At 60.8% G+C, this 20485-nt stretch carries 20 protein-coding genes and 2 pseudogenes; 9 read left to right on the top strand and 13 right to left on the bottom strand.

Features of this window, described 5'->3' with window-relative positions; genetic code table 11:
- The first annotated feature begins 81 nt into the window (after positions 1–81).
- Positions 82–1224 carry a glutamate--cysteine ligase gene (locus ADIAG_RS03145; RefSeq protein WP_007269851.1) on the top strand — a complete coding sequence of 381 codons (1143 nt, stop codon included), beginning with the start codon at positions 82–84 and terminating at the stop codon, positions 1222–1224.
- A gap of 94 nt (positions 1225–1318) precedes the next feature.
- Here ADIAG_RS03145 and tsaD read toward each other — a convergent pair whose 3' ends face one another.
- The 7 genes from tsaD to coaA all read right to left on the bottom strand — a co-directional run bounded on the left by tsaD (position 1319) and on the right by coaA (position 7010).
- Positions 1319–2392, bottom strand: coding sequence for a tRNA (adenosine(37)-N6)-threonylcarbamoyltransferase complex transferase subunit TsaD (tsaD, locus tag ADIAG_RS03140; RefSeq protein ID WP_007269850.1), 1074 nt, complete (start codon positions 2390–2392; stop codon positions 1319–1321).
- Positions 2393–2439: 47 nt separating this feature from the next.
- The gene (locus ADIAG_RS03135; protein ID WP_007269849.1) at positions 2440–2961 is read right to left on the bottom strand and encodes a GNAT family N-acetyltransferase; all 522 of its coding nucleotides are present in this window, start codon (positions 2959–2961) and stop codon (positions 2440–2442) included.
- Positions 2958–3629 carry a tRNA (adenosine(37)-N6)-threonylcarbamoyltransferase complex dimerization subunit type 1 TsaB gene (tsaB, locus tag ADIAG_RS03130; RefSeq protein ID WP_007269848.1) on the bottom strand — a complete coding sequence of 224 codons (672 nt, stop codon included), beginning with the start codon at positions 3627–3629 and terminating at the stop codon, positions 2958–2960. The genes ADIAG_RS03135 and tsaB overlap by 4 nt, the downstream gene beginning before the upstream one ends.
- A gap of 16 nt (positions 3630–3645) precedes the next feature.
- Complete coding sequence (gene tsaE / locus ADIAG_RS03125) at positions 3646–4203, bottom strand: tRNA (adenosine(37)-N6)-threonylcarbamoyltransferase complex ATPase subunit type 1 TsaE (RefSeq protein ID WP_007269847.1); 558 nt, start codon at positions 4201–4203, stop codon at positions 3646–3648.
- On the bottom strand, positions 4187–5332 hold the full coding sequence (gene alr / locus ADIAG_RS03120; RefSeq protein ID WP_007269846.1) for an alanine racemase: 1146 nt from the start codon (positions 5330–5332) through the stop codon (positions 4187–4189). The genes tsaE and alr overlap by 17 nt, the downstream gene beginning before the upstream one ends.
- A 226-nt stretch (positions 5333–5558) precedes the next feature.
- Positions 5559–5957 carry a large conductance mechanosensitive channel protein MscL gene (gene mscL, locus ADIAG_RS03115; RefSeq protein ID WP_043473190.1) on the bottom strand — a complete coding sequence of 133 codons (399 nt, stop codon included), beginning with the start codon at positions 5955–5957 and terminating at the stop codon, positions 5559–5561.
- Positions 5958–6050: 93 nt separating this feature from the next.
- On the bottom strand, positions 6051–7010 hold the full coding sequence (gene coaA, locus ADIAG_RS03110; RefSeq protein ID WP_007269844.1) for a type I pantothenate kinase: 960 nt from the start codon (positions 7008–7010) through the stop codon (positions 6051–6053).
- Positions 7011–7159: 149 nt separating this feature from the next.
- Between coaA and glmS the strand changes: the two genes are divergently transcribed.
- Positions 7160–9031, top strand: a complete 1872-nt coding sequence (gene glmS, locus ADIAG_RS03105) for a glutamine--fructose-6-phosphate transaminase (isomerizing) (RefSeq protein ID WP_043473187.1) — start codon at positions 7160–7162, stop codon at positions 9029–9031.
- Between the two features lie 99 nt (positions 9032–9130).
- Here glmS and ADIAG_RS03100 read toward each other — a convergent pair whose 3' ends face one another.
- Positions 9131–9694, bottom strand: coding sequence for a mycothiol transferase (locus tag ADIAG_RS03100; protein WP_007269841.1), 564 nt, complete (start codon positions 9692–9694; stop codon positions 9131–9133).
- A 156-nt stretch (positions 9695–9850) separates the two neighbouring features.
- Between ADIAG_RS03100 and ADIAG_RS03095 the strand changes: the two genes are divergently transcribed.
- From ADIAG_RS03095 to ADIAG_RS03085, 3 genes are all read left to right on the top strand, one after another.
- Entirely contained in the window at positions 9851–10201 is a 351-nt protein-coding gene (locus ADIAG_RS03095; RefSeq protein ID WP_043473185.1) for a holo-ACP synthase, read from the top strand.
- Positions 10202–10276: 75 nt separating this feature from the next.
- Entirely contained in the window at positions 10277–11812 is a 1536-nt protein-coding gene (locus ADIAG_RS03090) for an NAD(P)H-hydrate dehydratase (RefSeq protein WP_043473182.1), read from the top strand.
- Positions 11813–12310: 498 nt separating this feature from the next.
- The gene (locus tag ADIAG_RS03085; RefSeq protein ID WP_007269838.1) at positions 12311–13174 is read left to right on the top strand and encodes an ATP-grasp fold amidoligase family protein; all 864 of its coding nucleotides are present in this window, start codon (positions 12311–12313) and stop codon (positions 13172–13174) included.
- A 348-nt stretch (positions 13175–13522) separates the two neighbouring features.
- Here the strand turns inward: ADIAG_RS03085 and ADIAG_RS03080 are convergent, their stop codons facing one another.
- Entirely contained in the window at positions 13523–14905 is a 1383-nt protein-coding gene (locus tag ADIAG_RS03080) for an O-antigen ligase family protein (RefSeq protein WP_161623926.1), read from the bottom strand.
- A 670-nt stretch (positions 14906–15575) separates the two neighbouring features.
- Between ADIAG_RS03080 and ADIAG_RS03070 the strand changes: the two genes are divergently transcribed.
- Positions 15576–15866: an IS3 family transposase gene (locus ADIAG_RS03070; RefSeq protein ID WP_007269835.1), complete on the top strand. Its 291-nt coding sequence runs from the start codon at positions 15576–15578 to the stop codon at positions 15864–15866.
- 17 nt (positions 15867–15883) lie between these two features.
- The gene (locus tag ADIAG_RS22600) at positions 15884–16603 is read left to right on the top strand and encodes a DDE-type integrase/transposase/recombinase (protein ID WP_007269834.1); all 720 of its coding nucleotides are present in this window, start codon (positions 15884–15886) and stop codon (positions 16601–16603) included.
- On the opposite strand, the gene ADIAG_RS22340 is transcribed toward ADIAG_RS22600, so the two are convergent.
- The 4 genes from ADIAG_RS22340 to ADIAG_RS03040 are packed head-to-tail and all read right to left on the bottom strand — an operon-like array spanning position 16563 to position 19759.
- Entirely contained in the window at positions 16563–16976 is a 414-nt protein-coding gene (locus tag ADIAG_RS22340; RefSeq protein WP_200859359.1) for a tyrosine-type recombinase/integrase, read from the bottom strand. The genes ADIAG_RS22600 and ADIAG_RS22340 overlap by 41 nt on opposite strands.
- A 7-nt stretch (positions 16977–16983) precedes the next feature.
- Entirely contained in the window at positions 16984–17601 is a 618-nt protein-coding gene (locus tag ADIAG_RS22335; protein ID WP_007269832.1) for a tyrosine-type recombinase/integrase, read from the bottom strand.
- A complete protein-coding gene (locus tag ADIAG_RS03045; RefSeq protein ID WP_200859358.1) occupies positions 17598–18533 on the bottom strand; it encodes a tyrosine-type recombinase/integrase in 936 nt (311 codons plus the stop codon). The genes ADIAG_RS22335 and ADIAG_RS03045 overlap by 4 nt, the downstream gene beginning before the upstream one ends.
- Before the next feature lie 23 nt (positions 18534–18556).
- Positions 18557–19759 (bottom strand): tyrosine-type recombinase/integrase, encoded by a 1203-nt coding sequence (locus tag ADIAG_RS03040; protein ID WP_007269830.1) that lies wholly within the window; start codon positions 19757–19759, stop codon positions 18557–18559.
- Between the two features lie 157 nt (positions 19760–19916).
- On the opposite strand from ADIAG_RS03040, the pseudogene ADIAG_RS03035 reads away from it, so the two are divergent.
- Positions 19917–20228: pseudogene (locus tag ADIAG_RS03035) on the top strand (IS3 family transposase); the annotation flags it as partial.
- 31 nt (positions 20229–20259) lie between these two features.
- Positions 20260–20485 (top strand): annotated as a pseudogene (locus ADIAG_RS03030) (IS1634 family transposase); the annotation flags it as partial.

The raw sequence follows: 20485 nt of genomic DNA, 5'->3' as shown, positions 1-20485 counted from the left end.
CACCAATGACCTTGTTTAGCTCGATAGACTGGCTGAAAGTATTTGATAGGGGTGGCTTGCTGCCGGAAACATGGAGGTCTGATGCACATTGATTTCGCATCATCACGCCAGTCCACGCTTGGTGTGGAGTGGGAAGTCGCGCTGGTTGACCGGCACACTTCGGACCTTCGATCGGTGGCCAACGAGGTGTTGGCCCAGCTCAATATCAACCATGGGTCCTTGGGCGTTGATGATGAGCATCCTCATGTGAAGCAGGAGCTGCTGCTGAACACCGTCGAAATCGTCACCGGCGTGTGCGAGACCGTGGCCGAGGCCAAGGCCGAATTACACGAGAATCTGGTTGCCGTCCGCGAGGTCACCGACCCCATGGAGGTGGACCTGTACTGCGCCGGTTCCCACCCGTTCGCTCCCCCGAAGTTGCAGCCGGTCACCGACAAGGACCGCTACGCCAAGATGATCGACCGGACCCAATGGTGGGGACAGCAGATGGTCATCTACGGGGTGCATGTCCACGTGGGGCTCGACTCACGCGATAAGGCCCTGCCGATCGTCGACGGGCTGATCAATTACCAGGCCCACTTCCAGGCACTCAGCGCCTCCAGCCCTTACTGGGGCGGTGAGGACACCGGCTACGCCTCGCACCGCGCCCTGATGTTCCAGCAACTGCCCACCGCCGGGGTGCCGTACCACTTTGAGCAGTGGGAGGACTACGAAGCCTATGTGGCGGACATGATGCATACCGGCGTCATCGACGATATTTCCGAAATTCGGTGGGATGTGCGACCGGTCCCGCGTTTCGGCACCGTGGAGATGCGCATCTCCGACGGGTTGTCCTCGCTGCAGGACATCGGTGCGATCGCGGCGCTGACCCAATGCCTGGTCGACGACATGTCCACGACCCTGGATAACGGCGGCACCATCGATGTGATGCCGCCGTGGTTCCGCACAGAGAACAAATGGCGCGCCGCGCGCTACGGCATGGAGGCCATCATCATCCTCAACGCCGCGGGCGACGAAATGCTGGTCACCGACCACCTACTCCAGGAGCTCGTTCGTCTGGCCCCGGTGGCCGAGAAGTTGGGTTGCAGCGCCGAACTCGCCGATGTAGAACGCATCATCAGCGGCGGTGCAGGCTACCAGTGGCAGCACAAGATCGCCGCGGCACACAACGGCAACCTCCACGAGATCGTGAAGGACAACGTCCGCCGCATGCACCGAGCCTGAGGGGGCAAACAACAGCTCCGAAGCGAAAAAAAGGGGGGTGGAGGGGAAAAATCCCGTCCACCCCCCTTTTCGCGTCAAGGCTTTTTTGGTTTTCCTAGGCGAGAAGTGATACCAAGCTCACCGGTTGCCCGGAGTCGGTGGAGAATCCCAAGCCGGTCGGTGCGACGCCTGCGGAGACGAGTTGCGAGCCCAGGGCGGCAACCATCGCACCGTTATCGGTGCACAGGTTGCGCGGTGGAACCCGCAGGGTGATGCCCGCCGATGCACAGCGGGCCGCCAACAACTCGCGCAGCCGCGAGTTGGCCGCCACCCCGCCGCCGAGCAGTAGGTTATTCAATCCGTGCTCGGTGCAGGCGCGCACAGCCTTGGCGGTGATCACGTCCACCACCGCTTCTTGGAAGCTTGCGGCAATATCTGCCACCGGCACCTCTTCGCCACGCTTCTGGTACTGCTCCACGCAGCGTGCCACAGCGGTCTTGAGCCCGGAGAAGGAGAAGTCGTGGCGGTGTTTGCCCGGCTCCTGCGCGGTCCCGATGAACTTGGGCAGCGTCAGTCCGCGCGGGAAGCGGATGGCCTTGGGGTCCCCCTCCTTGGCCAGGGCATCGATCACCGGACCTCCCGGGTAACCCAGTCCCAGCAGCCGGGCGACCTTGTCGTAGGCCTCCCCCGCGGCGTCGTCGATGGTGGCACCCAGCAGCCGCACATCCGAGGTGAGCGAATTAACCTGCAGGATCTCGGTGTGCCCGCCGGAAACCAGCAGGGCCCCCAGGTTCTCGGGCAGGGCGCCCCCATCCAGCACGCCCACGCCCACGTGGGCCACCAAGTGGTTGATCCCGTACAGCGGCTTGCCCGTGGCCAGTGCCAATGCCTTGGCCGCCGACACTCCGACCATCAACGCTCCGGAGAGGCCCGGGCCGCTGGTCACCGCGATCGCATCAATCTGCGCCAGGGACACCCCCGCCTCTTTGAGTGCGGCCGACAGCGTGGGGACGAAGGCGTCCAAATGTGCCCGCGAAGCGATCTCGGGGATGACCCCGCCAAAGCGCACATGCTCTTCCATGGAGGAGGCCACGGCGTTGACCAAGAGCTCGGTGCCGCGCACGATACCCACCCCGGTTTCATCACAGGAGGATTCAATGCCAAGAACAAGCGGTGCAGAAAGGGACATGGAACCAATTTTAGGGCTTCTGCCCCCGTTTGGGCGAAGCGGACGATCTAGTCCGGTCCCCCGCATCTTCCCCGGCACACCCGCCTACTGAGCAGTGGCGAGCGTCTTGCGCATGATGATCGCATCCACACCGTCGCGGTAGTACCCGGCACGGCGGTGGATGGATTCGAATCCATGGCGTTCATACAGCCCCGGGCCCGGGGGTTGTCCTCCCTGACCTCCAGCAACAGGTCGGTGGCGTTGCTCTCTTGCGCCGCATTGATCATCAGGCGCAGCAGATGTGTGCCGATTCCGTGGCCCTCCTGCGCCGGGTTCACGGCAATGGTCTGCACATCGGCCAACGGCAACACGCACATCAAGCCGCAATAGCCCACGGTCTTGCCGTCCTTCAGCACCACCCAATAGCTGCGGGTGTCGGCCAGTTCCAGTTCGCCCACAAACATCTCCCGCGGCCACGCATCAGCCGGGAACAATGCCTTCTCCAGCTCCCAGACCTCATCGATGTCGGAGAGCAGCATGTCACGGACGAGGAATCCTGCGGGGGCCGGATTGGCCTCGTGTCGGCTCATAGCAGCTTGCCCTTCATCACCGCTGGCACCTTTGCATCGGATTCGCGCAGGTACAGCGGTTCGGTGCCTTCCAGCGCTTCGCCGCTGGCCAGGGCGCGTAATGCCCGGGTGCCCAGCGCCACGGCGCCGGGGTGCGCGTCGGCGAATTCCGCAACGACCGTGGCGCCGCTAGCGACCAGCCTCTCGGCGTAGAGCCCTGCGCCTGCCCCGTACACCGGCAGGGCGGGAAGTTCTTCGGCCACGCTCACGTGCGGGCCATCCATCAGCAGTCCGGAGGAGGAATAACGTGCCCAGTACAGTTCCTTGCGCCGTGCATCGATGGCCACGACGAAATCCGTTTCGGGGTTATCCGCCGCAGCTTCAAGGGCGATGGCATCCAGGCTCACCACCCCGTGGACCGGCACGTCCCAGGCGAAGCCCAGGGTGCGGGCAGTGGCCAGGCCCACGCGCAGCCCGGTGAACGGGCCGGGGCCCACGCCCACGGCAATTGCCTCGGGCCGTTGCCCTGACGCATCGGCCAGCAGCGATTCGATGGCTGAGGCCAAGACCTCGGAGTGGTCGTTTCCGCGCTCGGAGGTGCAGGATCCGAGCACCTCGATCACCGTGCCACGGGAGCGCAGCAGCGCCGTGGAGGCGTTGGCTGAGGTGTCGATGGCCAGTAGCAGCATGGTGGTGCCTTTTCCTTTAGCTTGTGAAGTCGTTGAGCAGTTGGGCCAGTGCCGGGTCGTTGACCCAGCGTGGGCCAACCGCCGCGAGCTGGATGGTGCGTGGCTCGTCGTCGTCGCCGGATTCGAAGTCGAAGACCAGCTCCTGGTCGTTTTCCACCGCGCCGGGGCGCAGCAGCACGATCTCGAGGCGCGAGTCGCTCAACGCCTCGACCTTGCCGGCTCCCCATTCCACCACCGTGACGGAATCACCCATGCTTGCCTCCAGGTCCAGATCCTCGAGCTCGGCGGCACTGGATAACCGGTAGGCGTCCACATGCACCAGATCGGGACCGTCGCCCAGAGCCGGGTGGATACGGGAGATCACGAAGGTGGGCGAGATGATGCCTTCCCGCACTCCCAGGCCCACTCCCAGGCCCTGGGTAAAGGTCGTTTTTCCTGCGCCGAGCTCTCCGGTGAGCACCACCAGATCCCCGCGCTTCATGATGGTGCCGAGGCGTCGGGCGAAGCCACGGGTGCCGGAGATATCTTCGATCGCCAGCTCAACGGCGAGGTTGGCTTCACTCACCCGATTCACCCCAGGTGCCTTCCACGCACCGGCGTGGGACCCGTGGCGATACCCGGGTGGCGATTTCGTAGTTGATGGTCCCTGCCGCATCGGCCCATTCGGTGATGGAAGGGCCGCCCTGGCCAAAGAGGATGACCTCGGAACCCAGCATGGCCTCGACATCGATGTCCGGTCCCAGATCCACCACGAACTGATCCATGGCAATGGTGCCGCGCACCAGATAGGTCTTCCCGTTGATGCTCACCGGGGCATTAAGCGCGCTGCGCGGGATGCCGTCGGCGTAACCCATCGGGACCAGTCCCAGATAGGTCTCCTCGCTGGTGTGGTACCGCAGGCCATAGCCCACCCCGGAGCCGGCGGGAACCTTTTTCACGTTCGCAATCCGGCTGGTCAGGGTCATGGCCGGGCGAAGTCCATAGCGTTCGGGCTCTTCGCCGACGAAGGGACTCATCCCGTACATGCCCAGGCCCAGGCGGACCAGGTCGTAGTGGGAGTCGGGTCTGCTCAGGATCGCCGGGGTATTGGCGATGTGTCGGACCTCGAGGTCGAAGCCGGCATCTTCGGCGAGCGCAACCGCCTGGTTGAAGGCCTCGAGCTGCTCGTCCGTTTCCGGGCGTTCGGGTTCGTCGGCCACCGCCAGGTGGGAGAACACCCCCACCACACGCATCAGGCCCTCGTCCTGGTAGCTCGAGGCGCGATCCAGCAGGGTTTCCCAATCGGCCGGAGCACTGCCGTTGCGTCCGAGGCCGGTGTCGATCTTCAGGTGCACACGTGCCGGTTGAGCTGCTTCTTGGGCGGCCCTGGCCACGTGGTCAAGTTCCCAGCCCGAGACCGCCAGATCGATGTTGGCGGAGATTGCCTGGGCAAAAGGGGTGTCCAGGGTGTGCAGCCAGGCGAGCATGGGAACCTCGATCCCGGCATCGCGTATTTTCAGGGCCTCGGTGACGTGGGCGCAGCCCAGCCACGTTGCACCGGCCTGCACAGCGGCCCGGCCCACGGCGATTGCCCCGTGCCCGTAGCCATCGGCTTTGACGACGCCCATGATCGCTGCCGGGGCGACGAGCTCGCCGACCCGTTTCACGTTTTCGCGGATGTTGGCCAGATCGATCACGGCACGCCGTTCCCAGGATGACGTCATTGTCTCCGCCGGAATATGGGGTGTCGTTTGGGTTTGAGGGATTGATTGTGCACTCACCCACCCATCATCCCATCCTCTGGGTGCTGCTTGTCCCATTGGCACACCTTCACACCGGGGTCCCGCGGTCGACAAGACCCCCCCCGGACATGACAACGCCCCGGTGTCCGATCATCGGATCGGGCTACCGGGGCACTGTTGGTAATCGCACTCTAAGGTGCGTTGCGAATTAGACTGTGCGGTTGCGCAGTTCGTCGCGGATCTCGGCCAGCAGGGCTACCTGCGGGTCGATTTCTTCTTCGGGCTCTTCGATGCCCAAGCGTGCCTGGCGCATTTCGGTGAGCTTCTTCATCGGCACAATGACGATGAAGTAGATGGCAGCCGCGATCAGGATGAAGTTCACCAGAACGGTCAGGAATACACCGAACTTGATTTCCACTCCGTCACCGAGGGTGAGCAGGAGGAAGTTGTCGAAGTTCGGCGCACCCACCAGGGCTGCAATCAGTGGCATGAGAATGTTCTCAACCAATGAATTGATCACGGCACCAAAAGCGGCACCAATGACAACGGCAACAGCAAGGTCAACAACGTTGCCCTGCATAATAAAATCTCTGAATCCTTTGAGCATGAGCCAAGCTTTGCACACAATGACACTGGTCAATAGGTAATGAACCGGTGTTTTCAAAAAGTTTTCTAACCGTTCACCGATCGCATTTTGATTCTAGATCTTGCGCAGTAGCATGCGGCGGATCGAATGGTCGGCAGATTTGCTCAGTACCAGCTGGGCCCGGCCGCGGGTGGGAATCACGTTTTCACGCAAATTGGGCTCGTTGATCCGCTTCCAGATTCCGTGAGCGGTTTCCCTGGCCTCATCATCACTGAGGGAGGCATAGCGGTGGAAATATGACGCGGGGTCAGAGAATGCGCCCGAGCGAAGCTTCATGAAGCGGCGGATGTACCACTCCTCGATGTCCGAGGTGCGGGCATCGACATAGACGGAGAAATCAAAGAAGTCGCTCAAGGCCAGACCGGCAGTGCCGTCGAGCCGGGCACGAGCCGGCTGCAGGACATTGAGCCCCTCGACGATCAGGACCTGGGGCGAACGGACCACCACTTCTTTGCCCGGCACGATGTCGTAGCTCAGGTGCGAATACCAGGGGGCACGGACCTCCGGGGCCCCGGATTTCACCTCCGAGACAAAGCGCAGCAACCGGCGGCGGTCATAGGATTCAGGAAAGCCCTTGCGGTGCATGATGCCACGCTTCTCCAGATCCGCATTTGGATACAGGAACCCATCGGTGGTGATCAGCTGGACATCCGGGGTGTCTGGCCAGCGGCGCAGCAGCTCTTGGAGCACGCGTGCGGTCGTGGATTTTCCCACCGCCACGGAGCCTGCCACACCGATCACAAAGGGAGTCCTGCGGGTCTTTTCACCCAGGAACGTATTGGTCGCCTGGTGCAAGGAGGCTGCACCCTGGACGTACAAGTTCAAAAGCCTCGACAACGGCAAATAGACCTCGCGGACTTCCGCAAGGTTGAGCTGTTCACCGAGGCCGCTGAGCCTGCGGAGGTCCGCTTCGTCGAGTGGTTGCTTAAGCTCGTTGGACAGTCTTGCCCATGTCTGGCGGTCCAATTCGACAAAGGGTGTTGCACTGTAGTCGACCGCGCGCTGTCCATTCACGTCTTGAATTGTGCCAACAACCCACCTATATTCCCAAACTTCATGTTTTGGCCATGCTTTGGGGCTATGTTTATGCCCACAAAATTTTTATGCCCATCGAGGGGCAATAATGTATCGGTGGCCCCCTGCAGCGCGGTACTCTTTTTTTCATGTGTGGAATTGTTGGATACGTAGGTAATGCTGGACGCGCGGCCAATCATGGCGCGCTCGATGTGATTCTCGAGGGGCTTCGGCGTCTGGAGTATCGGGGCTATGACTCGGCCGGATTGGCTGTTGTCACGGACTCCGGCATCGACTCGCGCAAGAAGGCCGGCAAGCTGGCCAACCTTGTCGGGGCGCTTGAATCAGATCCGTTGCCCGCAGCCTTGACCGGCATCGGACACACGCGTTGGGCCACCCACGGTGGACCAACCGACGCCAACGCCCACCCTCATCTCGCCGACGAGGGCAACCTGGCCATGATCCACAACGGCATCATCGAGAACTTTGCCGAGCTCAAGGCCAAGCTGCGCGCCGACGGCGTTGAATTCATCTCCGATACCGACACCGAGGTCGCCGCGGAGCTACTTGGCTCCATCTACCGCGGTGCCGGCGAGGGCAACCTCACCCGCTCCATGGAATTGACCGCCTGCCAGCTCGAAGGTGCCTTCACCTTGCTGGCCGTGCACGCCGATCACCCCGGCGTTGTTGTGGCAGCCCGCCGCAACTCTCCGCTGGTCCTGGGTCTGGGCGACGGGGAAAACTTCCTGGGTTCCGATGTTTCGGGCTTCATCGACTTCACCCGCCGTGCGGTGGAACTGGGCCAAGACCAGATCGTCACCATCACCCCCGATGCCCACAGCATCACAGATTTCCACGGCAACCCCGCCGAGGGCAAGGAATTCCACGTCGACTGGGACGCAGCAAGCGCCGAAAAGGGCGGCTTCGATTCCTTCATGGAAAAGGAAATCTTCGACCAGCCCGCCGCCGTGGCAGACACCCTGCTTGGCCGCTCCGACGCCTTTGGCCGCCTGACCCTCGACGAGCTGCGCATCACCCCCGAGGAGCTTGCCTCGGTCACCAAGATCGTTGTGCTGGCCTGCGGCACCTCTGCCTACGGCGGATCCGTTGCCAAGTACGCCATCGAGAACTGGTGCCGTATCCCGGTCGAGGTCGAGCTGAGCCACGAGTTCCGCTACCGCGACCCGATCGTTGACTCCAACACCCTGGTCGTCTCGATCTCGCAGTCCGGCGAAACCATGGACACGCTCATGGCCGTGCGCTACGCGAAGGAACAGGGCGCCAAGACCCTGTCCATCTGCAACACCAACGGCTCCACCATCCCGCGCGAATCCGATGCAGTGCTCTACACCCACGCCGGTCCGGAAATCGCCGTCGCCTCCACCAAGGCATTCCTGGCACAGATCACCGCCACCTACCTCCTGGGCCTGTACCTGGGTCAGTTGCGCGGGAACCTGTTCAGCGGCCAGATCAAGGACATCCTGGCGGACCTGGGTAAAATCCCTGCGAAGATCCAGGACATCCTGGACCGCGCCGAGGATATCAAGGAGCTTGCACGCTCCATGAAGGACACCGAATCGGTGCTCTTCCTGGGCCGCCACGTGGGCTACCCGGTAGCCATGGAAGGCGCCCTGAAGCTCAAGGAGATCGCCTACATCCACGCCGAAGGCTTTGCCGCCGGCGAGCTGAAGCACGGACCGATCGCCTTGATCGAACAGGACAAGCCCGTCTTTGTGGTTGTCCCCTCGCCGCGTGGCCGCGATTCGCTGCACTCCAAGGTCGTATCCAACATCCAAGAGGTCCGCGCCCGCGGCGCCAAGACCCTGGTCATCGCCGAGGAAGGCGACGAGTCGGTACGCGAGTTCGCCGAGTTCGTTTTCTACGTTCCGGAGACCCCGGTCCTGTTGATGCCGCTGCTTGCAACCGTGCCGCTGCAGCTCTTCGCCTGCGAATTGGCCACGGCCAAGGGGCTGGACGTCGATCAGCCGCGCAACCTAGCCAAGTCGGTCACCGTCGAGTAGGACCCGGCCCGCAAACGCTTCACCATCCGGCGGCGCCGGTGCTTACCCCTTTGCGGGTGGGCACCGGCGCCGCTTCGGAGTTAAGTGAAGATCGGGTTTTCAGTGTCCGAGATCTGCATACACGCCACGCAGGAACTCGGCCTGGCCCAGGTGCGAGGTGGTGTCCTCCAAGACGCTGATCAGCCGCATGGCCACCGTGATCGCAGGATCCCAGTGCGTGTCGATGACCACGCCCAGGTCTGCTTCGGACAACGAGCCTAAGACCTTGAGCGTTTCCTCGTGGACGTCTTGATGGTAGCCACGCAGGTTCCCGGTCCCGGGCATCCCGATGGCCGCGACTTGCTCACTGGTGTGCCCGTAACCGGTGTCCAACCGGGAGTAGGGCAGGTCGAAGCGTGAAACCCAGTCGCCCTCGATCCAGCGTTGCTCGGTGGACGACCCGGGGTCCAACGCATGCACCAGGTGCGCGAAGTGGTCGTCCTGGACGCGGGTCAGGTGCCAGAGCAGCCAGGCCGCGGAGTTGGAATTGGGACCGGTGCGGAATCCCAGCATCCGCGGATCGGCCTCAGCCAGCAGCCCTTCGATGCCTTCATGCACCCTGGTGAAGCCATCACGCAGCAGCGCGATCGCCCATGAGCGCTCATCTGGCGGGTTTTCGTTCATGGTTGCTGCCTTTCGCTGCCTGGAGTGCACACCTGCGGGTGGGTCTTTGAATCGTACGACCTGTGCGCGTCACCGACCAGAGCCGAACCACAGAATGACGGGGTTATTTGGCAGGTGGCTCCGGGAGCGCACACATTGCACGATAAACTCGAAGGCATGATCGTGGGAATTGGTGTTGATGTGGTTCTGGTGTCTCGTTTCAAGGCACAGCTGAAGCGCACCCCGGCGCTGCGTGAACGACTTTTTGTTCCTACCGAGCGTGACTTGCATGTCCGATCCCTAGCGGCACGTTTTGCCGCCAAGGAAGCCATTGCCAAGGCACTGGGTGCTCCATCGGGGATGAACTGGCAGCATTGCTGGATCCAGAAGGATGCCGCGGGCGACCCCTACGTGGTACTCGACGGATCGGTGGCCGAAGCTGCACAGCGCAAGGGCGTGGTGCATTGGCACCTGTCCATGAGCCACGACGGAGATCTGGCCACGGCCATGGTCGTGGCCGAACGCTAGGTCATCGGCAGATCGGGACGCACCTCGCCCCCGATGCTGCAGGAAATAGCGTGCCCTGTTGGGTATTCTGAGAAGATGATCCCCGTCTATGCAGGTTCCCACGTTCGAGATGCAGAGCTCCAGCTTTTGGCCGATGCCACAGACCTGGGTTTGATGCGACGGGCCGCCGCTGCGCTCGCGCATCAGGCGGTACTGATGCTCAAGGAACATGCCGGGCGACTCTATGGTTCCCGGGTGGTGGCCTTAGTCGGTCCGGGAAATAACGGCGGGGACGGACTATTTGCTTTGGCTGCCTTGGCCAAGCGCGGAGTAGCGGTCACCGCGGTCTTGCTCGCTTCCCAAGCACACCCAGAAGGGCTCGCGGCCCTGGCACGCGCCGGAGGCCGTACCGCGGCCGCCAAGCGCTTAGAGGGGCTGCTCGAGGGTTGCGATCTGCTCATTGATGCCGCATACGGCACCGGGCTGCGTCCCGGTGTGCAGCTTCCAGTCATCCCCCGCGATATCCCGGTGCTGGCCTGCGATGTTCCCAGCGGCGTCAACGCCGACACCGGGGCCGCCGTCGATTCGGTGATTCCTGCCGATCGGACCGTCACCTTTGGTGCCTTGAAGACCGGTTTGGTCGTGGGCTCCGGGCACCTGGTCTCCGGGCGCATTCAGGTCACCGATTTGGGTCTTGCAGGGCACCTGCCCGAGCCGGAGGCTTGGGTGGTGCAGGGCGATGACCTGTCGCTGCTGCTTGACCGCGCCCAGGATTGGTCCGCTGCGGGCAAGCACAAGTACCAGCGTGGGGTGCTGGGCCTGCTGGCAGGATCAGCAAAGTACCCTGGCGCCGCGGTACTCAGCGCCAGAGCCGCAGTGTCCACCGGATTGGGCCTGCTGCGCACCATGGTTCCAGCCAACGTGGCCACGGCATTGACCACTCAGGTTCCCGAAGCCGTCCCCTTGGAGGGCGAGGAACTCACCCTCCTGCTGGCACGCAACCGCCGCAACGAGCGCGAAGGCGCCACCAAGATCGGGGCCTGGGCTATCGGTCCCGGCCTGGAAGACACCGCCGAGACCCGCACGCACCTCAACCAGATCCTCTCGGCCAACAATCCCTGCGTCATCGACGCCGGTGCGCTTGCCATGCTGGAGCCCGGCGAACACCACCAGCTGCGCATCCTCACCCCACACGCCGGGGAACTTAACGCGCTGTTGGCCAAGGCTGGGGTGCGAGTCAGCTCCCGGGACATCGCCGCGGATCCGATCCGTTGGGCCCGTTGGGCGGCCGTGGCCTACGATTGCGTGGTCCTGCTCAAGGGCTCGGCGACCATCTGCACCGCGCCGGACGGGTACGCCTTGATAGTGCATGCAGCCACCCCGGATCTGGCCACGGCCGGCAGCGGGGACGTCCTGACCGGAATCTTGGGCACCTTGTTGGCTGCCGCGAACCTCCCGACTACCTCGGCCGCAGCCGACATCGCCGCCCACATGCACAGGCTGACCGATCTTGCCGCGGCCGCAGCATTAATCCACGCCCACGCCGGCGCTTTGGCCGCGGACGAGGGAACGATCAGCGCCGTGGATCTTCTTGTTGAGCTCCCACGTGCGGCACGGGACCTGGGACTCTAACGCCCTATTCCCCCGTTCAACCTCTACCGGGTTGGGCCGCGCACGACGTGGCAAATATTCGCTCATAGCTTTCCAACGGAAATCATCTCACCTGCCGTCCTCGACTGGCGCCAATGCTCCAACTTATGTATCGGCCCGTTTCGATGTCGGGTGGGACGTGAGGCCGCGCGATAGCTGGTGCGGCACGGCATCCCGAACACTTCGACACGATCTCAAAACTTGACGACGTCGATTCACTCTCGCTTCATCGAGGGCACTTCGGCCCAGCATTGGCCTATCCACATGTACTCGTTGAATGCACAATCTAGGCAGATCGTTACCTTGGTAGGGTTATTCCATGACTACTCGCATGCGGATTCTCGCGTCCATTCAAAGAGCCGTGGGCCGCTTGGCCACCTGGCTTGATCATTCTGACCGCTGGCAGGGCCATTCTCATCTACGAGTGGAAGCTGGAGAAGCCTCCTTGGTTGAGGCCCAACTACTTGGGGTGGAGCCCCGATGAACCGGCATGTGAAGAAGGCTGGCAGCATCGTCGTCTCCAGGTTGCCTCTTCGGCTGCGACGCGAATTGCTGTACTTTCGCTATTTTCGCCGCCCAATCGCGAAGCACCCGGTAACTTTCCTCGACAAGATCCAGTGGCGCGTTCTGCATGACCGAAGGCAGATCATCGCTATCGGCGGTGACAAGCTTGCGATGAAAGCGCACGCAACGAGTGCCAGCTCGGCGAAGGTCCCCGAAACGATCTGGCAAGGCGAGGGGATCGCCGACATTCTCGACGTTGACTGGGGCTGCGAATGGGTGTTGAAGCCCCGCGAGGGTTCGGGCTACCTAGCCTTTGGGTCAGGCCCCCTGCGCTCGTCCAATGTCAGTGTTGAGTCGGTTTCGCAGTGGAAGCAAATGGATCAGTATAAAGTTCAGGGAGAGTGGGCCTACGGCCAATCCGAACCAGGCTACTTTCTGGAGAGGAGGATCCCCACACCGAACGGGGATTCACCCAACGACCTTCGATTCTTCGTATTCGACGGAACCGTCCGCCTAGTCCAAACTGACACCCCCCGATTTGATGGTGTTCGGCGCAGGTTCTACACGCCCGAATGGGAGCCACTGGAGGTGACGCAGGGGCTGGCGCAACTTGCGCCGCCAGCCCCCCGACCAGACCGTCTCGAAGAGATGCTTCGAATTGCCACCGAAATCGGGGCAGGGTATGACTTCATCCGGGTTGATCTCTATGACGTCCCGGATGGGATCTATTTCGGGGAGATCCCCCCCTACCCAACGGGCGGGATGGGTCGGTATAGCGACGACGAGTTCGACAAGTGGCTTGGATCTTTTTGGACGCTGCCACTGAGCTCTAAGGTCTGAACCGAGAGGCTAACTAGCGGAGCCGGCCCTCACCAAGGCTGGCGGGCAAGCCCTGTTTGTCTGAGGACTTGCCCGCCATTGGTGGTCAGGAGGGTGGGTGCGGCACGACGCCGTCCGCGCCTGCCCAGGCTGTGGAATGACAGGTGCCTGGAGTCAGCGGGCTTGAACACGGGCTTGCCTGCCGGGCCTGCCCAGCGGATGACTGCTGCACGTCCGCTAGCCGCAGAGTATTTTCCGTTCCCGATTCCTTCCCCAACGATTTCCCCGCCAAACTTATCCGGCAGATAGGTGGGTTGGCTGGGTACGATGAAGGCCCCCGCCAATCGGCGAGGGCCTTCACATTGACCACTATTCGGCTTCTGCTCGTAGCCGCGAAGTGAGCTTCGGTGGCTCTATGACAGTTTTCGTGACCAGCTCGCCTGGTGGCCGGACCAATGGGGCGACAGCCCCAACGACCGCTATCCAGAACATGTACGGGTAGGGCTGCCCAAACCCGAAGATCGCCGACTCGCTCAAATGGATAAGAGATCCGACGACAGCGGTTGCAGTCAAGCCAACATCCAGCCCTCGCACGGGCGTTCTGAACGCAACTGCGATCAGAAGCCCAACGAAGAACAGCGCAAGCGGCACGGCCAGCCATCCGAGCTCGAACAACATTTGAACGTAGGAGTTGTGGGCAGAGTTCAGAACAGTTGGGTTCAGCCCCACAGAGGATTCCGCTTCCAAGAACGTGGGCGTCGCTGCCCAGCCAATACCCATGCCATGAGTTTCGAGGGTCACGAAAACGTGATCCCAAATGTCCGTCCTCTGGTTGAGAACATCACCTCCCTCATTCTCAGAAAATCTTTCAACCGTGGCGCTGAACGGATCCGCGCTCATCAGCAGTGCGATCAAGATTGACGCCGTCCCAAGTATGGAAGCCCAAAGGATTCGATGGAAGCTGCCGCGAACGATGATCCACAAAACCGCAATGCCGGCGGCCACCAGGGAGGTCCGCGACCCCGAGAACGCGATGGCGGCCAGCGGCGCCGCGAGAGTCAGCCACACAATCCAGGACTTTCGGTAAGCGGCGTATCCGATACCCAGAGTGAAAGTGAGTGCAGCGATCATGGCGAGCTGGTTCGGGTTGTTGAAGAAACCCTGATGACGTCCGTTGTACCAGAGGATCGCGTCCCCGGAATTCGTCGCTGCCATAGCTAGTCCGATAACGACGAACAAGAGCCCTACACCGTAGGTCGCTCCAATATCGTGCCCGAGCTTTCCGGCAAATCGCCACCGTCTGCGACTGAGCCGATTCATGATGTAGACAAAGACCGCGAAGGTGACAGCCTGCATAGCGGTTTCCATTTTGCTTTCGGACCAGACCGTAGACACAGCCGCAAACACGGCGGTAAATGCCAACGCCCGGAGTATGGCCTTATGGATACTTTTCGGTTTGACGGGCCTTATCCGCCGTGTGGTCAGCCACGTGGTCACCGCCAAAACGCCGAGGGCAGCAATCTTAGCCAGGCTGCCGTATGAAGCAATGGCCTCGATGTGGGACACGCCAGCCATAAGCGCGATGAGCGTCATCACCCAGACGCGCCGCCACCAGTCGCCTAAGAAATACAGCAGGGCGATGCCGGCGATGCCGAGAAACACCATCATCGTGGCGGAGGGATTGGCCACGGCAATCGGAGTAATCACTGCGATTACAATGATCAGCGTCAGTAGCGGCTTGTTGGCAGTCACCGTCTTAGTATATGGCCACCCCATCCGCCGTGGTCATTGCGTGACTACGGCACTCATGGCATCACGCCATTTGCTGAGGCCCATGCAGACATGTTGGTTAGAGGGTGGTCGTAACCAGCGGGCGGGTGGCAACACCTGAGGTTGGGTGCCAGATAGCCGCCATGTGTAGCCGCTGGGCTTGGACCCCTAGCTGAGGTTCCCGCACGCTTCGCCAATTGCACTTGCACTTGCACCCTGACAGGCTTCGGTGCATCTACGAAATACCAGCCGGACAGGTTGAGGGTCACCCGGCACCCAACGTCCGTGGAGTGCTTCGAGATTTGCTGGGCAAACGTCGATTGGCCATGGACGGGGACTGAACCGCCGGCCGAGGGGCGGGGTCCAATGGCAAACTGGCCCTGGATGTCGGCGTATAGCGGCGTGGATGATGTTGGCAGCTTGAGCATGATTGCCGCATCCAATTGCAGGTATCCGGTTCCCGGCACTGGAATGTCGAGGAAGTTCCTATTGACCCCCGCGATCGCCAGCATGGTCGGCGTAGTGTCGAACCGCATGGGCCTTGACGCGCCCTCGGTGATGTTCGGTCCTCCGACTACCAGTGATGTGGCAACATTGCTGGTGTAGTGCGCCCGTATGGTGATCTGAGACAGGGTCTAGGAGAATTTGCTTCATGTCAGATCGTCGTAGTTTCAGTGAAGAGTTCAAGGCCGGTGCCGTTGAACTGGTTATTTCCTCGGGTCGTTCCCTGGCAGATGTTTCCGCGGAGTTGGGTATCAAGGATGGAACCCTTGGTAATTGGGTGAGGGCTTGGAAGACTGAGCATCCGGGCGCCGGGGCAGATGAGCCGGGCCCAGTGGAGTGGGCCAAATACAGGGCCCTGCAGGCCGAGAACGCAGCGTTGAAGAAGGAAAATGAATTCTTGGGAAAAGCCAGCGCCTTCTTTGCCGCGAAGCATCTGTAGCGGATTACTTCGCTTTTATGTGGCAACAGAAGGCCAATTTTCCGATCGCGTGGATGTGCCAGCGGCTCGGGGTTTCCCGGGCCTCGTTTTACCGGTGGGCGCAGCCGGCCGGGTTGACGCCGACCGCGTCCCGGCACGCGGAACTCAGTGTGGCCGTCCAGCGGGAGTTCGAGAACAGCGAGCAGATGGCCGGGCGTGACCAGCTGACCAAGATCCTCAACAACCAGGGCATCAAGGTCGCGGCGGGGACCGTGGGGTCCATCATGAACGAGTGCGGGCTCAGATCCCGGCGGATGCGGGCCTGGAAGACGACCACGGTCAATGACCCCGAGGCGCGGACCGAACACATCAGGAACCACATGCTCGACGAACACGGGAAACGCGATTTCACCGCCGTGGTTCCCGGGACCCGGATGGTGGGCGATATTACGTACCTCAAGACGGGCTCAGGGTGGCTGTATCTGGCCACGGTGATCGATTTGGCCACGCGCATGGTCGTCGGTTGGTCCATGTCCTCGAACATGCGTACGCCGTTGATCATTGACGCGATGGCCATGGCCCGGACGCATGGGAGGCTGGCCGCCGACGGCGTAATTTTCCATAGCGATTATGCCGAGAAAAACGTTAAGCCGAGCTTGGGAAGTCACCCCTTATGGCTCAGGGGTTTCCAACCCATTCCGCGGCTTAACGCTTTTGCTATTTCAGCGAATAGAGCAGTCGAAGCTTGTCTTCGCTGAACAGCTCGGTGTTTGCCTCGCTGATTGCCGGCGTGGCGGCAATCATGGCTGCTCGCATCATGTCGAGGGTCGCAAAGGCATAGAACGCTGAGGTGGTGCTCATGCTTTCGTGCCCGAGCAGCTGCATGATGAGCGGCAACGGGATACCTTGCTTGTAGAGGTCCATGGCCTTGGTCTTCCGCAACATGTGGCAGTGAAGGTTCCCTGGAATTGAGGGACAGTGTTGACGGCCAAGCGTTCCGGCTTTCTTGAGCACTGCGGCAACCGTATCGCTGGAAAGAGCAATCGCTTGTCCACGGTGCCAGCTATAGAACAAGGGGAAATTTGCGCGATGAGCTGCGCTTCGCGCATGGAACTCATCCAGATAGACCATGAGATGCTCAACCGTTTTCTCTCAAGGGCACGGTACGGCTCTTGGCTCCTTTACCGGTCAAGGTCAGATGGGCTGGCTTTTCCAGCTTCAGATCATCAAGGGTGAGCCTCGGGATCTCACCGACGCGAGCGCCGCTGTCGTAGAGCAGGATCAGCAGCATGCGGTTCCTGCGTGACTTCAAGTCCTTGCCGTCGAAAGCAGCGAGAACTGCTGTTGTCTCGTTCTCCTGCAGGTATTCGATGGGTTTGCGCGGTTGGGCCGGGGCCTTGATGTTTTTGGCTGCTTGATAAACCGCGACCATTGTCAGGTCTTCAGCGGAGGCGAACCGTAGGAAGGCTTTGACCGCGCTCAGGCGCAATCCGATGGTGGCGGGCTGGTATTTCTTGGCCTGTTGCATCCAGGCCAGCCATGATTTCAAGAATTGCCGCTCGAAGTGATCGAAGCTGATGTCTTGGCGGTGAACATGTTGCTCAGTGACCAGGTAGTTGACGTAGTTTTCCAGGCTGATGCGGTAGGACTCGATGCTGCGTGGCGCCATGGCCCTCACGTTGGGCAGATAGTCATGAAGGTAGTTCCGGGCGTAGCCCCAGAAGTTGGATGTTGGTTCTTGCGGCGTGCGTTTCATGCGAATCCCACCTCGGGAATCATTCCTTGGCCTTCCTTCACGAGTGTTGCGTACCCATCCATGAAGTCCGGTGATGTGTGAATGTAGTAAAACGTGCTGTCCAGCGTTGCATGCCCCATATAGCGGGAAAGGTAGGGCATCATCGCGTTGATATCCCGGCCCTCGGCCATCCACCGTTCGATGTTCGCGTAGGCAAAGTGATGTCGAAAAGAGTATGGATGAGGTTGCTTCCCACCGAGGGGTAACGGCAAGCCTGCCTGGTTCCAGATCCTGTTGAACATGACACCGGTTGTGGCCGGATCTACCGGCGCTGCGGTCAAGGAGACAAAGAAAGCGGAACGGTGTTGCCCGAATTGCTGCCGGGATATCCTGTCGCAATCGGCAAGGACATCGATGAGCTGATCATTCAGTGGCAATCGCCGGCTCCGGTTGCCCTTGGACCATAAGACGTCGATGAACCCTGCGGTGAGGTCGACATCTTGGAGCTGAAGCCTTCGGGCTTCGCAGGTCCGTAGCCCGCACGACTGCATCAGCCCAAAGAACGCTACGGACTGCCACCGCCACGGAGAAGCGATCTGAAGATCCGCAGCGGATCCGAAGAAAGCATCGATTTCCTTGCGACTCAACAAATAGGGATGAGGGCGGTAAAACTCGCTTTTCCAGGATTCGGCAAGCACATACGCGTCGGGGTTTTCGTGGGTGCGCATCCAACGGCCGAGATCCCTGATGTATGACATCCACGACGGGCTGGACCCTGGTTGGGATGACTTCTTGAAGCGCACCCAACTTTCGATGGCTTCCCGGTCAAAAGAGCGCACGTTATGTTCCGTGCAGTATGCATCAAAACTTCTCAGGTAGTAGATGCGTGATGCGCCGTTGCAACCCATGCTTTCCTTGAACGCAAGAAACAGCCGTAGTTCCGGGGAGAACACACTGGTGAATTCAAACCTGCCCATCACAATCTAGCTCCCGGCAAAGGAAGAATGCAGGAGCGTAGCCGTTCGGTGTCCACGCTCAAATACACATTGGTCGAGTCGCTGTGGGCATGGCCCAAGATCGCTGAAATCGTGGGCAATGCGGTTCCCGCCTGCAACAATTTGGACGCCGCGTTGTAGCGAAGGGACCTCGTTCCAACCCTCACATCTTCCATTCCCGAAGAGTGGAATACCTTGTTGACGATCACGTAGATCGACGCATGATCACTCAAGGCAACGTGTGGGGCCTTCAGCCTCAAAAACACTTCATGGGCATCGGAATCGGGCCGATCCTCGAGCACGTATTGCGCAAGCTTGGTGAGGACCAAAGGTAGTAGCGGCAGCGTTAACGGGTTGCCCGTCTTTTGCTGCACCAGCCCAATCGTGCCCTCCCGCCAATGAATATCCGTCAACTGCAGGCTATGGATATCGCATGCGCGCAGGCCAGTGCTCAGGCAGAGCAGGGTAATCGCTGCATCCCGGGCCGAGACTGAACCGTGTTGGCAAGCGTCAACAACTTGCCGTTCTACTTCGGAATCGATCATGGGAATGATGCCATGGTGTCGTTTGGTGCGGGCCAATGCCAGCGCATCGAGCAGATCGGTTCGCTGCGTGAATTTCAGGAATGGGCGGAAGCTTGAAACTGCCGACCACATGCTCGTTGCAGCCCACCGGTCACGCAGGGATTCAAGGAATCCCAGGACGCTGGCCCCGTCGGCCGCATCCCATGAGGAGACTCCGTCAGATTCTAGAAACAGCAAGTACTCGCAAGCCAACCCGCCAAAACAGGTTTGCGTGGCAGGTGCCAGGCCCCTTTGCTCCAAGTCTTGAGACCATGAATCCAGCAGCCCTGAAAATTCCGGACTGTTGGGCTTTTCCTTCTGAAATGCACGGGGCCGCATGGACAGATCCACGGTGCCGGTGAGTATGTACGAGTCGAACAAACACACCAGCCGGCCATAATCGAAATGACGCTGGGCACTGTATTTGCCACTCCGGGGGCTGATGGTCATGGAGGCTAACTTCTTGCCCAAGGTGAGTGTGTATTGGCCGTATTGGTCCTCGGCCAGGACGCCGAGCCACTTGATGGACTTGCGATATTGGCCGATCGTGGAGCGCATGTAGCCAGCGTCTTCCAACGCTGCCACAACGACATCTCCGATGGCCGTAACTGTCGTATCCATTGCCTTGTCCTTCCGTTAGGAGCATGGATACACCTCAGATTAGGCCGGAACGTTAAGCCGAGGAATAGGCGACCAGCCCCGGGATCACAAGGAACAACTCGCCAAACTCGGCTTAACGGTTTCCTCGGCATAATCGCTATTAAGCCGAATTCGGCTTAATTCCGATCGTGGCGCGCAATACACCTCCGGAGATTTCCAGAAGTGGTGCGCCGGGAACAATGTCACCCAGTCGATGGGATTGACCGGTGTTTGTTGGGACAATTCCGTGGCCGAGAATTTCTTTTCCCACCTCAAGACGGAGATGTATCACCACTACAATTTTCCGAACCATCTGTCCGCCCGGACGGCGGTCATGGAATACATCGAGTCTTGGTACAACAGGCGTCGGCCGCACAGTAACAACCAGGGATTGCCTCCGGCCAGGGCCCTGGCCGAATACCAGAACCTGCCCACGCCGATAGCGGCGTAAGAAGAAAAATCAATCAAACTGTCTCAAAAACTTGACGAGCGCAGTCGGGAGAATCGTCGGTACCTACAACATGGCCAAGCACTTCAACCTCACCATCACCGACGAAACATTCGCCTACGCCCGCAACACCGAATCCATCAAACGGGAGGCCGACTTGGACGGGATCTATGTCGTCCGCACCAACCTCCCCAGTGATGCCATGGACGCGCCCGAGGCCGTGCGGACCTATAAGTCCCTGGTCAACGTGGAGAAGATCT

The organism is Paeniglutamicibacter gangotriensis Lz1y (assembly GCF_000348945.1).
Lineage (GTDB): Bacteria > Actinomycetota > Actinomycetes > Actinomycetales > Micrococcaceae > Paeniglutamicibacter > Paeniglutamicibacter gangotriensis.
Note: the sequence above shows the minus strand (reverse complement) of the source record. Positions and strands in the feature narration are given on the sequence as shown.

What these genes read in the sequence shown, in the direction of transcription:
- tsaB (WP_007269848.1), bottom strand. Translation starts at nt 3,629, where the DNA reads ATGCTGCTACTGGCCATCGACACCTCAGCCAACGCCTCCACGGCGCTG.
- ADIAG_RS03100 (WP_007269841.1), bottom strand. Translation starts at nt 9,694, where the DNA reads ATGAACGAAAACCCGCCAGATGAGCGCTCATGGGCGATCGCGCTGCTG.
- ADIAG_RS22335 (WP_007269832.1), bottom strand. Translation starts at nt 17,601, where the DNA reads ATGAAACGCACGCCGCAAGAACCAACATCCAACTTCTGGGGCTACGCC.
- glmS (WP_043473187.1), top strand. Translation starts at nt 7,160, where the DNA reads ATGTGTGGAATTGTTGGATACGTAGGTAATGCTGGACGCGCGGCCAAT.
- ADIAG_RS03095 (WP_043473185.1), top strand. Translation starts at nt 9,851, where the DNA reads ATGATCGTGGGAATTGGTGTTGATGTGGTTCTGGTGTCTCGTTTCAAG.
- mscL (WP_043473190.1), bottom strand. Translation starts at nt 5,957, where the DNA reads ATGCTCAAAGGATTCAGAGATTTTATTATGCAGGGCAACGTTGTTGAC.
- ADIAG_RS03090 (WP_043473182.1), top strand. Translation starts at nt 10,277, where the DNA reads ATGATCCCCGTCTATGCAGGTTCCCACGTTCGAGATGCAGAGCTCCAG.
- ADIAG_RS03135 (WP_007269849.1), bottom strand. Translation starts at nt 2,961, where the DNA reads ATGAGCCGACACGAGGCCAATCCGGCCCCCGCAGGATTCCTCGTCCGT.
- alr (WP_007269846.1), bottom strand. Translation starts at nt 5,332, where the DNA reads ATGACGTCATCCTGGGAACGGCGTGCCGTGATCGATCTGGCCAACATC.
- ADIAG_RS03070 (WP_007269835.1), top strand. Translation starts at nt 15,576, where the DNA reads ATGTCAGATCGTCGTAGTTTCAGTGAAGAGTTCAAGGCCGGTGCCGTT.
- ADIAG_RS03085 (WP_007269838.1), top strand. Translation starts at nt 12,311, where the DNA reads ATGAACCGGCATGTGAAGAAGGCTGGCAGCATCGTCGTCTCCAGGTTG.
- ADIAG_RS03145 (WP_007269851.1), top strand. Translation starts at nt 82, where the DNA reads ATGCACATTGATTTCGCATCATCACGCCAGTCCACGCTTGGTGTGGAG.
- ADIAG_RS22340 (WP_200859359.1), bottom strand. Translation starts at nt 16,976, where the DNA reads ATGGTCTATCTGGATGAGTTCCATGCGCGAAGCGCAGCTCATCGCGCA.
- ADIAG_RS22600 (WP_007269834.1), top strand. Translation starts at nt 15,884, where the DNA reads ATGTGGCAACAGAAGGCCAATTTTCCGATCGCGTGGATGTGCCAGCGG.
- tsaD (WP_007269850.1), bottom strand. Translation starts at nt 2,392, where the DNA reads ATGTCCCTTTCTGCACCGCTTGTTCTTGGCATTGAATCCTCCTGTGAT.
- ADIAG_RS03040 (WP_007269830.1), bottom strand. Translation starts at nt 19,759, where the DNA reads ATGGATACGACAGTTACGGCCATCGGAGATGTCGTTGTGGCAGCGTTG.